The sequence below is a fragment of the Flavihumibacter sp. genome (assembly GCF_036676075.1).
Classification (GTDB): domain Bacteria; phylum Bacteroidota; class Bacteroidia; order Chitinophagales; family Chitinophagaceae; genus Flavihumibacter.
On the sequence record NZ_JAKFDQ010000010.1, the window covers coordinates 363,339 to 380,069 of the forward strand.

At 44.9% G+C, this 16,731-nt stretch carries 13 protein-coding genes; 7 read left to right on the plus strand and 6 right to left on the minus strand.

What is annotated here, in order from left to right; genetic code table 11:
- The first annotated feature begins 62 nt into the window (after positions 1-62).
- Positions 63-1,082, plus strand: coding sequence for a LacI family DNA-binding transcriptional regulator (locus tag V6M43_RS13185; protein ID WP_332735967.1), 1,020 nt, complete (start codon positions 63-65; stop codon positions 1,080-1,082).
- 1 nt (position 1,083) lies between these two features.
- Here V6M43_RS13185 and V6M43_RS13190 read toward each other — a convergent pair whose 3' ends face one another.
- The gene (locus tag V6M43_RS13190) at positions 1,084-1,428 is read right to left on the minus strand and encodes a carboxymuconolactone decarboxylase family protein (protein WP_039130607.1); all 345 of its coding nucleotides are present in this window, start codon (positions 1,426-1,428) and stop codon (positions 1,084-1,086) included.
- A 72-nt stretch (positions 1,429-1,500) separates the two neighbouring features.
- Here V6M43_RS13190 and V6M43_RS13195 point away from each other — a divergent pair, with 72 nt between their 5' ends.
- Both V6M43_RS13195 and V6M43_RS13200 read left to right on the plus strand, forming a co-directional pair.
- Positions 1,501-3,654, plus strand: a complete 2,154-nt coding sequence (locus V6M43_RS13195; protein WP_332735970.1) for a S9 family peptidase — start codon at positions 1,501-1,503, stop codon at positions 3,652-3,654.
- A gap of 79 nt (positions 3,655-3,733) precedes the next feature.
- Positions 3,734-6,148: a hypothetical protein gene (locus V6M43_RS13200; RefSeq protein ID WP_332735971.1), complete on the plus strand. Its 2,415-nt coding sequence runs from the start codon at positions 3,734-3,736 to the stop codon at positions 6,146-6,148.
- Positions 6,149-6,220: 72 nt separating this feature from the next.
- Here V6M43_RS13200 and V6M43_RS13205 read toward each other — a convergent pair whose 3' ends face one another.
- Together V6M43_RS13205 and V6M43_RS13210 are read right to left on the minus strand one after the other, a co-directional pair.
- Entirely contained in the window at positions 6,221-6,538 is a 318-nt protein-coding gene (locus V6M43_RS13205) for an RNA recognition motif domain-containing protein (RefSeq protein WP_039130600.1), read from the minus strand.
- Between the two features lie 188 nt (positions 6,539-6,726).
- Positions 6,727-7,959 (minus strand): TCR/Tet family MFS transporter, encoded by a 1,233-nt coding sequence (locus V6M43_RS13210; RefSeq protein ID WP_332735974.1) that lies wholly within the window; start codon positions 7,957-7,959, stop codon positions 6,727-6,729.
- A 132-nt stretch (positions 7,960-8,091) separates the two neighbouring features.
- Between V6M43_RS13210 and V6M43_RS13215 the strand changes: the two genes are divergently transcribed.
- The 4 genes from V6M43_RS13215 to pgl all read left to right on the plus strand — a co-directional run bounded on the left by V6M43_RS13215 (position 8,092) and on the right by pgl (position 13,231).
- Entirely contained in the window at positions 8,092-9,384 is a 1,293-nt protein-coding gene (locus V6M43_RS13215) for a sugar MFS transporter (RefSeq protein ID WP_332735976.1), read from the plus strand.
- A gap of 84 nt (positions 9,385-9,468) precedes the next feature.
- Positions 9,469-10,896, plus strand: a complete 1,428-nt coding sequence (gndA, locus tag V6M43_RS13220) for an NADP-dependent phosphogluconate dehydrogenase (protein WP_332735979.1) — start codon at positions 9,469-9,471, stop codon at positions 10,894-10,896.
- A gap of 35 nt (positions 10,897-10,931) precedes the next feature.
- Positions 10,932-12,455 (plus strand): glucose-6-phosphate dehydrogenase, encoded by a 1,524-nt coding sequence (gene zwf, locus V6M43_RS13225; protein ID WP_332735981.1) that lies wholly within the window; start codon positions 10,932-10,934, stop codon positions 12,453-12,455.
- Positions 12,456-12,493: 38 nt separating this feature from the next.
- Entirely contained in the window at positions 12,494-13,231 is a 738-nt protein-coding gene (gene pgl, locus V6M43_RS13230) for a 6-phosphogluconolactonase (RefSeq protein ID WP_332735983.1), read from the plus strand.
- Here the strand turns inward: pgl and V6M43_RS13235 are convergent.
- The 3 genes from V6M43_RS13235 to V6M43_RS13245 all read right to left on the minus strand — a co-directional run bounded on the left by V6M43_RS13235 (position 13,228) and on the right by V6M43_RS13245 (position 16,731).
- Positions 13,228-13,647: a Dabb family protein gene (locus V6M43_RS13235; RefSeq protein WP_332735985.1), complete on the minus strand. Its 420-nt coding sequence runs from the start codon at positions 13,645-13,647 to the stop codon at positions 13,228-13,230. The two genes, pgl and V6M43_RS13235, sit on opposite strands and share 4 nt — an antisense overlap.
- A 70-nt stretch (positions 13,648-13,717) precedes the next feature.
- Entirely contained in the window at positions 13,718-15,400 is a 1,683-nt protein-coding gene (locus V6M43_RS13240) for a CRTAC1 family protein (protein ID WP_332735987.1), read from the minus strand.
- Entirely contained in the window at positions 15,388-16,731 is a 1,344-nt protein-coding gene (locus tag V6M43_RS13245) for a phosphatase PAP2 family protein (protein WP_332735989.1), read from the minus strand. Before V6M43_RS13245 ends, V6M43_RS13240 begins: the two co-directional genes overlap by 13 nt.

Genomic DNA, 16,731 nt, shown 5'->3' on the forward strand with positions numbered 1-16,731 from the left:
CCCCGGGTTCACGACGCAGCTGATTGGCCAATTATCTTTACATTTAATCGATCATTAATAGCATGATAAATAAGAAATTACCCACTATTAAAGAAATTGCCGAGCAACTGAACATTTCTGTTTCAACAGTTTCGAGGGCATTGCATGATCACCCCAGCATAGGTTTGCGTACACGCACCAGGGTTCAGCAGCTGGCAGCAGAACTTGGATATGAACCCAACCAGACGGCTATTTTCTTTAAACAGCGTAAAACATTTACCATTGGTGTTGTACTCCCCTTCCTAATTGAAGATTTCTTTGCCGGTGCAATAAGTGGTATAGAGGAGGTTGCCAACAGTCAAAAATATAATGTGCTTATCGGTCAGAGCCATGATGATGTGGAAAGAGAGAAGACGATAATAACTGCCATGAAAAACCAACGGGTTGATGGTATTATCGTTTCACTTTCAAAACATACCCGCAACCTCGACCATTTCACTGCTCTCGAAAAGTACCAGATCCCGGTAGTATTTTTCGACAGGGTACCTGCTTCAAACCAATTTAATAAAGTTGCCTTTGATATGCCACAAGGCACACACCAGGCAATTACCTACCTGATGGAAAAGGGCCATCGCCGCATAGGCATTATAAATGGTCCCGTTGAAATGAAATCCTCAAAAGAACGAACTGACACCTATATGGAGGTGATGCAGAAAAAAAGACTGAAAATTGACCTGACCCTCGTTGCTTACTGCGATCTTACCAAGGAAGGAACCGCTGAAGCCATGGAATCCCTGTTAAGCCTCAAACAGCCCCCCACAGCCATTCTTGCTATCAATGACTATGTGGCGCTGGATGCCATCCAGTACTGCAAAAAGAAGAAGATCAGGAACAACAAGGATATCTTTTTTGTAAGCTATGCTAACCTGCCAATTACGAACTACCTCGAGAATCCACCCATGGCTTCAATTGAACAATACCCTAAAAAACAAGGCGCCAAAGCGGCTGAACTTTTATTGAATCAACTCAATAATACTGGTGATGAGCCCCTGCCCCCGGAAAATATTCAGATCCAGGGGGAGTTGGTGGTGCATAAGCGATAACTCAGGCTGTCTGCAATTCTTCCCAATATTCCGCTGCCCTCCTAGTATGCGGAATAACAATAGTTCCTCCCACTATATTAGCAACTGCGAAGATCTCATAAAGCTGTTCTGTGGTGATACCTAACTCATGACATTTGCCAACATGATATTTTATACAATCATCACAACGTAACACCATACTGGCCACCAGGCCAAGCATCTCCTTGGTTTTCTTATCAAGGGCGCCCTCATCATAAGTGTTTGTATCAAGGTTCCAGAGCCTTTTCATTACAAGGTTATTCTTGCTGAGGATCACCTCGTTCATCTTCTCGCGATATTCATTGAATTCTTTTACCAGCTGACTCATGTTTCAATTTTTAACCCTGCAAATCTACGGAACTGGAAGCTGCTGTTTCGTATATTAGACAAAAGCGCGAATATGAAATTCACCATCCTGCTATCATTTCTTTTCAGCATAAGCTTTGCGTCGGCACAGAGCAGAAAGCCTGACAGTTCTGCTGTTTTGCTCACTGATATGCTTAGGATAAGCCAGCCCGCTAATATTCAGTTGTCACCAGATGGTAAACAAGCCTATTTCACGCTAACCAAAATCGAATCGGAAGCTGATAAGAAATGGGAATATCAATATCGCACACAAGTCTGGATGGTGAATACCGATGGCAGCGCAGCACCCCGTCAGCTTACTGCATCAAAAGAATCATCTTCCCAAATGGCAGTTAGTCCAGATGGTAAAAGGCTTGTGTTCACCCGCCAGGTGGATGGGAAATCCCAACTATTCCTTTTACAAATGGATGGTGGCGAAGCTATTCAGCTTACCCATAACAGATATGGAGCGTCCTCACCCGTTTGGAGCCCTGATAGTAAACAGATCGCATTTGTTTCATCGGCGAGCTTAACGGAACTGGCCACCGACTCTCTTTTCAACCCGGGTAAACAATCACCGGAATGGTCAACCGAAAAGCCAGGATTTAGCAATAATGATTTTCTGGTAGCGGGCAATAAAACTGCCGACCCCGATGGATCCCTCGAAGAGGTAAGAGCCTGGCTCAAAAAGAATGAACAGGACAAGAAAGCCAAGGTCATAAACCGCTTGCAATTTCAGGGCGAATCATCTACCAGCGGCGAAATGAACCGGTCGCATGTCTTTATTATTTCCGTCAGTGAAAATGGCCGTGAACAACAGCTCACCAAAGGTTTTAACTCATTTAATAATCCACAGTTCCTGACAAATGTGAAGCTTATTGTGGAAGGGGGCATTGGCGGAAACAGTCATCCCGACCGTTCATTGGCCACGGCAATTTACCGGGTGAATTCAGATGGCAGTGGGTTCTCTCCTCTTCTCGCCAAAAATGATTACCGCTTTACTGGTGCCCGGGTTTCCGCCACTGGTAAGTGGATCGCTCTGCAGCATGGTGGTGTTGGCTATGTTACTATTCCCACGCTTGCCATCCTGCCTGCTGATGGCGGAGAAAAAGACCTCATAAATATTTCCGTTGACCGGAATACAGGTGGCCTGGCCTGGAAGGGTGATGAAGTGCTGTTTGCCAACGTCCCGGGCAACGGGGGCGCACGCATATTGAGGTACGACCTAAAAACCCGAACACAACAATTCCTGGGAAGTGCTGATGAAGGCATAGGCTCATTCGATGTGGCTGGCAACCGCCTGGTTTACGTGAAGACCATGGTGAAAAATCCCTTTGATATTTATGTTGCTGACCAGGATGGAAAAAATGAGAAGAGGATAAGCAATTTCAACAGTAACTGGGTTAACAGGAAATCTATTTCAGAGCCGGTAAAACAAAGCTTTGTAAATGACAAAGGACTCACAGTTGAATACTGGATCATGAAACCGGCCAATTATACTGCAGGCAAAAAATATCCTCTCCTGCTACAGATCCATGGTGGTCCGGCTGCTATGTGGGGACCCGGCGAAAGTTCCATGTGGCATGAATTCCAGTACTGGTGTAGTAAGGGATATGGTGTTGTATACAGCAACCCCCGCGGATCAGGTGGTTATGGCCTGGACTTCCTGGTTGCCAATAAAAACGATTGGGGCAAAGGTCCAATGAGTGATGTACTTACGGCGCTCGACAAAACTGTTAGTGAAGGTTGGGCTGATACCAGTAACTTATTTGTTACAGGAGGATCCTATGCCGGATATCTTGTAGCATATATTATAGCCCACGACAAGAGGTTCAGGGCGGCCTGCAGCCAGCGCGGGGTTTATGACCTGGAAACTTTTTTTGGAGAAGGCAATGCATGGCGCCTGGTTCCCAACTATTTTGATGGGTATCCATGGGAGCCGAAGACACGGGAAGTTCTTGAACGCGAATCACCCATCAACTATGTGGGGAACATCACTACACCTTATATCATTTTCCATGGCGAGAACGACCTTCGTACCGGCGTTATTCAAAGCGAACAAATCTATAAAAGCCTTAAAGTTTTGGGGCGCCCAGTGGAATATGTTCGGCATCCGGGTGCTACGCATGAGATCACCCGAAGCGGAAATAACAGGCAACGTATGGACCAGCTATTAAGGACCTGGGAGTTTTTCGAAAGGTTTCGATAAAAATTACTCCCGCTGAAGGTGGGCTTCTCCCGTTGCGTAAAAATTTAGGATATTGCCGACTATGTTGAAGCGTACAGATATGAAAAGACGACAAATTCGGGCCACTGTTCTAATTACAATGTTGGTTCTCTCAGCAATATTGGGCCAGGCACAAAAATATGATTCGGCATTGGCCCAGCTCGACGCAAATTACCCTCAGGAAAAGCTATACCTGCATTTTGATAAATCGGCCTATAATCCAGGTGAAACTATATGGTTCAAGGCCTATGTACAGGTAGGAAACAATGCCTCCCCCTTTAGCCGAAACCTTTATTCTGAATTACTGAATGAGAAAGGAGAGCTATTGCAAAGGCATATTACGCCCATCATTAAGGCCGGGGCAGCATCTTCCTTTGAAATTCCGGCAAGTATCACCGACTCCCTTGTGTATGTTCGTGCTTATACCCGATGGATGCTGAATTTCGACTCTGCTTTCCTCTACACCAAAACAATTCCCGTGCTCTCTGTGAGGAATCCTTCCAACGCAGTAGCAAAAAAAACTGTTGCTATAACAAAGCTCAACTTTTTCCCTGAAGGGGGCGACCTGGTGGCGGGCGTACAATCAAGAGTAGCATTCAAAGCAACGGATGGAAATGGTATCCCGGTAACCATTGCCGGAGATATTACAGATTCAAAGGGAAAAAAGCATGCAAGCTTTACCACCCAACACGATGGCATGGGCATATTCAGTATCACCCCTGATTTAGGCGAAACCTATACAGCATCTTTCAAAGACCCCACTGGAAAACAGCAGCAGGTAAAACTACCTTCAATTCAGAAAACCGGGCTGGTACTTGAAATAAACAATGTTGATGGCGGACTTCAATTCACAGTGAGGCGAAATGCAGCTGCCACTGACGTGCCTTCTGTAGTGCTGGTTGCGCAGTCGCAACAACAGATGCTTTACCAGGCCAAGGTAAATCTTACCCGTTCAGCAGAAGTGAAAGCAGTAATCCCCGGCGACATACTTCCCACGGGCATAACACAGGTTACTGTTTTTAGTGAGGAAGGCAAACCACTGGCAGAAAGGATCGCTTTTGTAAATCACCAGGATTACTATTTCATTACTGACCTCAACATTCCCTTAAAAGGAACAGATAAAAGGGCAAGGAATGTAATTCAGATCGATGTTCCGGATACAGTTGAATGTAATCTGAGCATATCAGTTACCGATGCAACTATCAATCCGCCGCATGAAAGCGATCAGGATATTTATTCTCATCTCTTGCTTGCCAGTGATATCAGGGGTTATGTTCACAATCCCGGGTACTATTTTTCAAGTGAATCAGAATCCGTATCCCGCAACCTTGATCTGGTAATGATGACAAATGGCTGGAGGAGATTTAAATGGGAAGATATCCTGGCAGATAAATGGCCTGTCATTAAACATCCGGTGGAGGATTACCTTACTATAAATGGGTCGGTAATGGGGCTCTCGAAATCCGAATTAACCCAAAAGGAACTAACTGGAATTTTTACCCTTAAGAATGGCAGCCAGCAGGTGATGGTGATTCCGGTGAGCACCGAAGGTAAATTCAGTATTCCCGGTTTGATCTTTTATGATACAGCCAAAATGTACTACCAGTTCAATAATGACCAGAACAAAATTTTAAGCTCAAAGGCACTTATTAATATAAAAGGGGATTTTTTGCAGGTAGCTCCTTCCTTCAAAGCAGCAGCAGCCTGGACACCCAGCTGGAGAAGGCAGGACAGCAGCTTCTACCGCCTGAACCGCGATATGGCCCGTAAAAATATAATGCAGGAAGAAGAACGCCGGAAAGTGCAGACCCTGGCAGGGGTAACGGTTGTGGCCAGAACAAAATCGAAGAAGGAAAAGATGGATGAAGAATATGCAAGTGGATTTTTCAAAGGCCAGGATGGTTATACATTTATCATGGAAGATGATCCAACAGCAAATTCGGCAATGTCTGTATTCCAATATCTGCAAGGAAAAGTAGCTGGATTACAGATCACCGGGGCCGGGCAAAATACCCAGCTAAGCTGGAGAGGAGGTTCACCATCTTTATTCCTTAATGAAATGCAATCACAGATGGATGTACTTCAAAATACATCTATGAGTGATGTTGCCATGATCAAAGTTTTCCGGCCACCATTTTTTGGGGGTACGGGAGGTGGCGGCGGCGCCATTGCGGTGTATACAAAAAAGGGCGCGGCGGCAAATGATAATGTTAAAGGATTGGATTTTACCAATGTGCCGGGCTACTTGCCGGAGAAACAATTCTATTCACCCGATTACTCAAAAGTAGAACCTGAACATAGCAATGAGGATAATCGTCCTACCCTGTTCTGGAACCCAAATGTTTTCACAGACAGGAATAACCGAAGAATTTTTTATGACGTTTACAACAATGATATCAGTAAGAGGTTGCGAATAGTTGTAGAAGGAGTTAATGCACAGGGGAAGCTTACAAGAATTGAGAAAATCATTGAATAAAAAAACAGGCCATTCCAACAAAGGAATGGCCTGCTAAATTTTTGGGAGATGACCCTCAGGTCATCTTCGATCTTACCAACGGCTTCCGCTGTTGCTGAAAGAACGACGTTGACCGCCACCACCTCCGTTACCAGTGTTGCTGCGCTCTTCGCGGGGCTTAGCAACTGATACGCGGATAGCACGACCTTCAACCATACCACCATCCAGTTCAGCGATTGCTTTCTGGGCAGCTTCGTCATCAGACATTTCAACAAAACCGAAACCACGGCTCTTGTTGGTGAATTTGTCCATGATTACACGGGCAGAGGTTACTTCGCCATACTCAGCGAAAAACTCTCTAAGATCTTCGTCTTCAACATTGAAGCTCAGATTTGAAACGTAAATGTTCATACTAAAATAAAAAAATAAATAAAAAATGAGCGAAACGATTCGGGCGGGAAAATTACCAGATAGCAGAAAATGCGTAGCAGAATAACTCGATCCAAAGCCGGGATCCTTAACTCAATAACGACGCAAATGTACAGCTTTAATGTTCCGCCACAAATTTATTCCTGTTAATCAACTATTAAGAGTAAGTGCTACCTATTCTTTTTCTGTAACATAATGGTAGAATGCAGACTCCTGTAGGCCAGCGCAGCGCTTATTAACACCAACAGGGCGGCCATGGCGAAGGGTGCTCCCGGAAAGCGAAATGACGCCCCGGGCCTGGTGAAATAGGAAAAGAGATTATTCATCAGTGGGGGTCCTACTATTGAGGTTGCACTCATCAGTGCGGTAAGCGCACCCTGTAGCTCCCCTTGTTCATTGGCGGGCACGCTGGAGGATATGATCCCCTGCATAGCTGGACCAAAAATTCCTCCCAGGCAATAGACCACTGTAAAAACAAACATCATCCAGCTATTCCCGGCAAAAGCAAATAGCAGAAATCCAATACTATAAAACAAGAGGCCAATATATACACTACGTTCATTACCCAGTCGGGGTATAGCAATTCTGATCAGACCGCCCTGTACAATGGCGATCATCAATCCGATCAACCCTAATGAATAACCGATAATCTTCTCTGTCCAACCAAACTTTTCAATGGTATAAAAGGTCCAGGTGCTCTGTACCGCATGAACAGCAATATAAATTAGCGTGAGCGAGGCCACGAGTCCGGAGATTGCAGGATATTTTTTTAACTGCCTGAAGGATCCTACAGGGTTAGCTCTTTTCCATTGAAAGGGTCGGCGCTTTTCAAGGGGCAATGATTCAGGCAATACGAAATAACCATAGATCACATTCAGCAAACTTAAAGCAGCGGCGGCAAGAAAGGGAAGTCTTGCACCATGCTCACCTAGCAATCCACCAATTACCGGGCCTATGATAAAGCCCATCCCAAAAGCTGCACCTATCATTCCGAAATTCTGTGCCCTGTTTTCTGAAGTACTTATATCTGCCACATAGGCTGAGGCCGTGGTAATGCTGGCACCAAAAATCCCGGCAATGATACGCCCAAGGAATAGCCAGCCAATGGTAGGAGCAAAGGCAACGAAAATATAATCGATTCCAAAACCCAATAAGGAAAGAAGCAGAACAGGTCTCCGTCCATATCTGTCACTGAGATTTCCCAGCACCGGGGCAAAGACAAATTGCATGATGGCATAGGCAAAACCCAGCCACCCGCCATACCTGGAGGCCTCACTCATATCACCATTAATGAGATTGGTGATTAGTTGAGGAACCACAGGTATTATGATACCAAGACCTATCACGTCGATAAGAATGGTAATAAAAATAAATCCCAGCGCCGCTTTCCTGTTGCTTGCCATAAATCTTGTTAACCCCACATATAATCATTCATATCCGGAGGCCCGCAAAAATATGCAATCGATTGACCCGCCTTCTTATCAATTTATGAACACCCGATTGACTATTTTGGGAAAAGAATAAAACCAATACTGATGTCCAACACAAAATCAGCTTCAGCCAGCTATGCCATTGTAATAATAGGAATCCTATTTTTCTCCTTTGGCTTCATTACCTGGCTGAATGGTACGCTTATACCATTTCTGAAACTCGCCTGCCAGCTGGAAAATGATATACAAGCCTTCTTTGTGACCTTCGCCTTTTATATGGCTTATTTTTTCCTGGCGCTCCCATCGGCAGCGATATTAAAAATTTCAGGCTATAAAAAGGGCATGGCATTCGGACTGGCGGTTATGGCTATTGGCTCCCTTGTTTTCATCCCGGCAGCAAATAGCAGGAGTTTTCCACTGTTTCTAACTGGCCTTTTTATCCAGGGTGCAGGCCTTGCCTTGTTGCAAACAGCGTCTAATCCTTATATCAGTATTATTGGACCCATTGAAAGTGCAGCCAGGAGAATAAGTATCATGGGAATCTGCAATAAGGTTGCCGGGGCATTGAGCCCTATCATACTAGGCGCCATTGTACTGAAGAATGCTCAAGCCATCGAAAACAAAATTCTTACCGAAACAGATCCCATCCTGAAAGAGCAATTGCTCCAGGAGCTGGCTTCACGTATAATCACACCCTATATCATTATAGCCATTTGCCTGGCAGCCCTTTCGCTGCTCATTTATTTCTCCCGTTTACCGGAGATCGGGAAGGAAGCGACTGAACAAAATAGTTCTGCTACAGCAAGAGCATCTGTGTTTTCCTATCCACACCTTTTATTAGGAGTAGCCTGCCTCTTCCTTTATGTTGGCGTTGAGGTACTTGCTGGTGATGCCATCGGTACCTATGGGAAATCGATGGGCATGAGCCTCGACCAGACTAAATATTTTACTACGTTCACACTACTTGCTATGTTGCTCGGATATATCATCGGCATTTTCACAATACCCCGTTATCTCAGCCAGCAGAAAGCACTTCAGGCTTCAGCATTGCTTGGACTTATCTTATGTGGCGGGATCTATTTTTCAGACGGTTACCTTGCAATTACACTGATCTCTTTGCTTGGATTAGCCAATGCCCTGATGTGGCCAGCCATTTTTCCGCTCGCCATTGATGGCCTTGGTAAACATACACAGATGGGATCTGCCCTGCTTATCATGGGTATTGCCGGGGGAGCGCTGATCCCGTTATTGTATGGCTTCCTGAAGGATAGCCTCAAACTTCCCAATAACCTCTCCTTTTTTATGGTTTCCTTTCCCGCCTATGTATATATACTGTATTATGCCCTCGCTGGACACAAAGCCGGAAGGGCTTCGCTTGCCACCCTTCCCCAATCCTGAATAGAAAAGGGGAATAGGTAACGTAAATGCGCCACCTTAAATGGACGCGGCTTCTTACCTTTGCGGCCAATCCAACCAACTGCAATGGACCAACAATATGATTTCGGAATGGTGGGCCTTGGTGTAATGGGCCGCAATCTCCTGCTGAATGTTGCCGATCATGGCTTCAAAGCCATCGGCTTCGATAAAGACCCCGTCAAGACAGCTGATTTTGAAAAGGCCGCCACGGCTGGCACCATCGTGAAAGGTGTTAATACGCTGGAAGAGATGGTTAGCCAACTAGCCACTCCCCGCCGAATTATGATACTTGTTCCTGCAGGTAAGCCAGTAGATGATGTTATCGAAAGTCTTCTTCCATTGGTTGATGAGGGGGATATTATAATTGATGGTGGTAACACTTATTATACGGATACACTTCGACGTTACCAATACTTAGCCCCGAAAGGAATTCATTTTATCGGCATTGGGGTTTCCGGTGGCGAAGAGGGCGCAAGGTTTGGTCCCTCCATGATGCCGGGTGGGGATATTACAGCCTGGGAACATCTTAAGCCTATCCTCCAATCCATTGCAGCAAAAGTGAATGGCGAACCTTGTGTGGATTATATGGGAAATGGTGCCGCCGGGCATTTTGTTAAGATGGTGCATAACGGAATAGAGTATGCGATCATGCAACTTATTTGCGAGATATATGATATACTCCGTCGCGGGGCGGGTAAGAACAATGAAGAACTTCACCAATTGTTTAGCAGCTGGAACGAAGCGGAGCTCAAGTCGTACCTGATAGAGATCACCGCTGATATTTTCTCCATGAAAGATCCAGAGACCGGCAACCATCTTGTTGATATGATTCTTGACAAGGCCGGATCTAAAGGAACCGGCAAGTGGACTTCACAGATTGCGATGGACATGGGTGTTGCTATCCCAACTATTGATATGGCTGTGACCATGCGAAATCTTTCAGCCCTTAAGTCGCAAAGAGTGGAAGCCGATAAGATACATGGCGACAAACAAGCTGGAATAACTTCTAACCCGGCCGAAATGTTGAAAGCTGGCACATTGGCGGATGACTGCCGCGGGGCATTATATACTGCCATCATCATGAGTTATGTTCAGGGAATGGCCATGTTACATACAGCGTCATCAGAATTGGAGATGCAAATTCCGCTTCACAATGCTGTTAAGGTTTGGCGGGGAGGATGCATCATACGCTCCACTTTACTGGAAACATTTTATGGGGCATATCTCCGCAACCCGCAAATACCCAACCTGCTCCTTGATGATACTCTTGCAAAGCTTGTGACAGATAACATTCATGCACTCCGAAGGGTAGTATCGCAGGCTGCACTGAATGGTTTTCCTGCTGGTGCACTTATGAATGCATTGACTTATTATGATGCTTATACAACAGGAAGATTACCGCTCAACCTACTTCAGGCCCAGCGGGATTATTTTGGTGCACATACCTATGAAAGAACAGATAAGGAAGGCAAGTATCATACGCAATGGACCTGATCAGAAACCACAAAACGAAAACAAGAAATTAAATTATGTCTGCTGCACATAAACGCCCGTCTGCATCACTGATCTTCATTTTCGGAGGCAGCGGCGATCTCAACCACCGCAAGCTATCCCCCGCGCTATATAATCTTTTTATAGATGAATGGATGCCGGAAAAATTTGATATCGTCGGAATTGGTCGCAGGCCCTATGACAACATTTCCTACAGGAAACATCTCTTTAACGGGATACAACAATTCAGCAGGCGCAAGGACGACCAGGGCGGCAAATGGCAGGTATTTTCTGAATATGTTTCTTACCTGCAGATGGATGCGGAAGTGGAGGAAGATTATGAGAAGATTGCCGCAATTGTAAAAGAGAAAGAGGCCGCCTATGGGGAGCATCCAAATGTGATTTTTTACCTGGCAGTAGCACCTCAACTGGTACCGGGAATTGTAAGCAAGCTGGGCCCACTCAACATATGTGCCGATACAAAGTGCACACGCGTAGTGGTGGAAAAACCCTTTGGCCATGATATTGCCAGTGCCCTTGAGCTCAATCGGCTATTGGCAGGTATGTTCGATGAAAAACAGATCTACAGAATAGACCATTACCTCGGAAAGGAAACTGTTCAGAATATCCTGGCGCTTCGTTTTGCCAATGCCTTATTCGAACCTATCTGGAACCGCAATTATATTGATCATATCCAGATCACGGCGGCTGAAACGGTTGGTGTTGAAGGAAGGGGAGATTTTTATGAGAGTTCAGGAGCACTGCGTGATATGGTACAGAATCATATCCTGCAGCTATTGTGCATGGTTACTATGGAAGCGCCTGTGAATTTTAATGCTGATGAGATCAGAAATAAGAAAGTGGATGTATTGCATGCGATGCGGAAAATAAGTCGCGAGGATGTTCACCACTATGCCGTCCGCGGTCAGTATTCGGGGGGATGGATGAAAGGTGAACAGGTTTTAGGTTATCGCCAGGAGAAGAATGTAGCACCAGATTCGGCAGTGGATACATTCGCAGCCGTTAAATTTTATATTGATAACTGGCGCTGGCAGGATGTTCCATTTTATGTTCGAACTGGCAAAAGGATGCAGGATAAAGAGACGATAATAACGGTGCAATTCAAGGCGGCACCCAGTTATGCCTTCCCGCCCGAATCAGCCGAAACCTGGCGTTCCAACAGGCTTACCATCAGCATAGCGCCTGTTATGGATATCCGCCTTCGTTTCCAGGCCAAGCGACCTGGACAGGACCTCACACTAAGCCCGGTAGATATGATCTTCAGCTATAATGATGCTTATGAAGAACATGAGCCCGAAGCCTATGAAACACTTTTGTTAGACGTGATGGAAGGAAATGCCACGCTTTTCATGCGTGAGGATCAGGTTGAAGCCGCCTGGAAAGTGATCATGCCCATATTGGAGGCATGGCAGCAAAGACCCCCGGTTGATTTTCCGAATTATGCCCCCGGGTCATGGGGACCGGAAGATGCTGAAGCGCTTATTGCCCGTGATGGAAGGAATTGGGTGACATTGCCTCCGCCTCACCAGGAAAGCAGGTAATCAAAAAAAAATAGAGGTAAATAACCAAAAGAAAAGCCATGATTTCCCCAGCCCTGCATATACTCCCGGATGCCGAATCAGTAGCTCAGCATGCAGCACAGTTTATCACCGAACGGATTGAGCAAACACTGCAGAGCCGTGACCGGTTTACTATGGCATTATCAGGTGGTAGTACACCTAAACGATTGCATGAACTCTTGAGTGCCGAACCCTACCGTTCGCGCATCGATTGGAGCAGGATCCATATTTTCTGGGGTGATGAGCGTTACCTTCCTTTTGAAGATGAAAGGAACAATGCGCGAATGGCATATGATACGCTTCTGAATAATGTGAGCATTCCTGCAGAACAGATCCATGTAATGCGGACCGACCTGCCTGATCCCCGTGAATCATCCACACAGTATGAGGCAGTATTACATCAGTATTTTGACGGTAAAGAACAAAGCTTCGACCTTTTGTTGCTGGGGATGGGGGATGATGGACACACACTTTCACTTTTTCCCGGCACAGAAGTGGTGTATGAAACCGAAAAGTGGTGTACCTCCTTTTTTCTGAAGCAACAGGATATGTTCCGGATTACACTCACCAAAACCATCGCCAACAAATCTGCCTGCATATTATTTTTGACAACAGGAGCCAATAAGGCCGCGGCATTGAAAGAGGTATTACAGGGTGATACCAATATTAACCTCTACCCATCACAGGTGATCCAACCAGAATACGGCGTTACCCACTGGATAGTTGACAAAGCCGCCGCAAGCCAGCTGCAGGACTAAACAATGCTTTGTTCTACGGAATCGTACACGATTACCTTTTCCCAGAGCATACTACAGTCTTCAATAAATTTCAGGTGAACAGGGTCGGTTTGGTAGCTGGCCTGGTCTTCATCATTGTCGAATACAAGAAGCCAGGAAACAGCATAAGAACGGTCAATTACTTCGCGGTTGGTTGGTGCCGGAACACCAATATGCGACATCGCTATTGTTTTAACCGATGAAAGTTTTTTCAATCCTTCCAGCAACTTCTTTTTATCATCAGCGCTATCCGGATTTTTTAACCAGAAATATACGTGGTGGATAAATTTGTGGCGAAGCTTGTTCTCCCACGATGCTGCAGAGAAAGCTCCTATTCCACCCATTACAGTAGCCTTACCAGTTTCGGAAATAAATTCCCGCCTTGTTTGGGTTTCCATGTTGTTGCTTGCGTTTTAGGGAAATTAAGCTACGAAAAAATTAATTAATGTGAATAGTTAATACCCATTGTTATTTGCGAGAATACACCCATTTCCACCAAAATACGACAACCGCCAGGACGCCTACGGCTATTAACAAATAAATATATACGCTGCCCGTTTCTTTTAATGGTATCTCTGTTAGGGTAACCATTTGGTTTACTGAAATTCCTCTAAATTCCTGTTTAACCCCACCTGTCCAAGATACAGTGATCTTATCTATGGAGGTTGCATTACCAAGACCAAAATGAGCAATCACAGAGTTTTGGGAAAGATGACTTGAGCCCCCTCCATCTATTTCCCTGATCATCTTCCTCCCCCCGGACTGCACTTCAATCTTGGAACCAATACCCTGGCTTTCTGCCTTTACACCCTTCAGAGCGATTTTTATCCAGTTACCTCTTACAGAATCATTCCGGTACAGCCGGGTAACAGAGGGAACAGGATATTGGAGTATGGGTTCCTGATTAACAACAAGCAAGTCGAGGTCGCCATCATTATCATAGTCAAAAACTACAGATCCGCGGCCAATCCCATAATCGGCTACGCCAACGGCACGGGCATTTTCACGGAACGATTTTCCCAGATTCTCATAATAGAAATCCGCCATTACGGCACAGTTCGGATTAAGGTCACCATTTGCAACGAAAAGATCAACATCTCCATCATGATCAAAATCAGCGAAATTGGCTCCCCAGCTAATAGCAAAGAATCCCATACCAAGGTCAGTTGCTTTGTCGAGAAATGGCTTTCCTTTTCCCTGGTTGACCATAAAAGGATTGAACTTTATATTGGTAATATAGTAATCCATGAGGCCATCATTATTATAATCGCCTACGGCAGTACCCATTGAGTTAATCTTAAGATCCATGCCCTTTTCTTTTGCAACATCCTCAAATGATTTTCGGGGGAAATTGTTTTCCAAAAGCATATCAGGCGTGCGCTTGTAACCGAAATCATGGTTAACGAAAAGGTCCTGGTCACCATCATTATCATAATCTGTAAAAACGCCACCAAATCCAAATCCGCGGTAATCGAGGCCATAAGCCTGATAAACATCCCTGAACTTTTTTCCTTTATCATTCAGGAGGAGATACCCTTTAGCGATTTGATTGGCCCCCACTACAGTTTCATCATTAATTACACTAAGCTTTCCTTTGTACTCATTAAAATAGTTACCTACATACAGGTCGGGCAAGCCATCTCCATTGAAATCTCCAAAGCTTGCCCCGGTACTAAAAGAATAGAGTTGGTCAAGACCATACTCAGTTGTTGCATCATGAAAACTGCCATCCCCATTATTTAGAAAAAAAAGGTTGATTTCACGGGGTATGGCCTCTTTTCTGTCGCGCCTTGTAATGGTTGTAATAAAAAGATCAACATATCCATCGCGATTTACATCAGCACCCGCTACCCCCTGGGTAACATAATTTCGCGTAATCAACATTCCTGATTGTTCAAAAACATTGGTGAAGCTGCCATTACCATTGTTCCTATACAGGATGTCATCATTCATGCCACCAGTAATATACAGGTCTTCAAATCCATCTTTATTATAGTCTAACACACAAGCTCCTCCCCCAAACATTCCTTCATAAACTTTAAAAACATGATTGATTCCTGCCGAATCAGTAACATCTGTAAAGGGCTTCTGGCTATTTGCAGTGCCAAGCGAGAAGATGGCAATTGTTAAAAGAGAAACTATTTTTTCCATTTTAATTGATTCACATTCATACCGATTTCTTTTCCTTTTTCCAATCCCCTTTCATTTTCCAGAGGAATATGAATTCCACCATAAAATCTGGACATAGCCGTTTCTTCTGCAGCTTCCCAAAAAGAATTGAAATGTCGTGGATTAAAGGCTGTATTACGCAATTCATCTTTCGCTCTTCCAACATGTGCGCTGTCAGTGAAGGCAAATTTATCGCCATATAAATCTGTAAGAACGGCGGCTGTTGCGCCTGCCTGCATGGCATGCCCTGAGGGGAATGAAGGAAAAGGCGGATCGGGCCAGAACGATTCCCATCGCGCGTCGATGTACCGTGGAATAAAAGTATTGGACCGCTCTGTATAAAATTGATATTTCCATTTCCAGCAATTTCGGAATGCATCTGCCACGGCCATGCCTACCCGAGCATAGGTTTCTGCACAATGTATGAGATCCGGTCTTGTTTTTCTGACTGCTATAGTTGCAAGATGATAGGAATGCCCGGGGGGAGTAAAACTAACATCTGGGTCATCGCCCCACCACAATGCCGCTTCTTTTTCATCCTGGGATAGTATTTTCCTTTTCTCATAAACCTGCCTGAATTGTTCATAATAGGCCGAACCGGGAGTGGTATCATAAGGAAGAGATTCAGGTGGAACAAGTGAAGAATCATTGGAAAGAAAAGTCCGGTTCTTACCCCAATGCGGATGAAGCGGGTAATGGCTGAAAGACTGCGCATAAAGAGGCGGTTGCCAACATCCGGGTTTTTCCTCAAATACAAGTTTTTTGTCAAAATTGCTAAGATATCCCCTATGGCCTCCATCTGTTTTTGACCACTCAAAAATCTGCAGGGCAATTTTTTTTCCATAGGAAACAGACCTTTCAGCAATACTGTCATTCAATATAGCCGCACTATAAATGTTGGCATAATGCTGTTCAAGTGAGTCGATTTTTCTTTTATTATTCGCAGAAGTTTGGATATAGATATTCCGGATGATTTCTGCTTGTGCGGCATTGAGCGCGAGGTGCCAATTATATTCCAGCCCTTGTTCTGGTTCCTGTAATTTTCCCAATCCATTTAATTGTCCAGCTACCGATTGGTAATCGGGATACCCATGAACTATGGCTTCATACATCGTTAGACCTATATAACCAAAACATCGGGAGGCAAATGTTGGTGAATTGGCCGGGGTATTCTGAGTTATATAATTCGTAATATCTGCCCAGGAGGCAGCAAGTTCATAATCCTCTGGTGGAGTGGCCTTTTTGTCCTGGCAGGAAAGGAATACTGTGCAGGCTAACAGCCAACAAAATATAACCATAATACCGACTCGCAT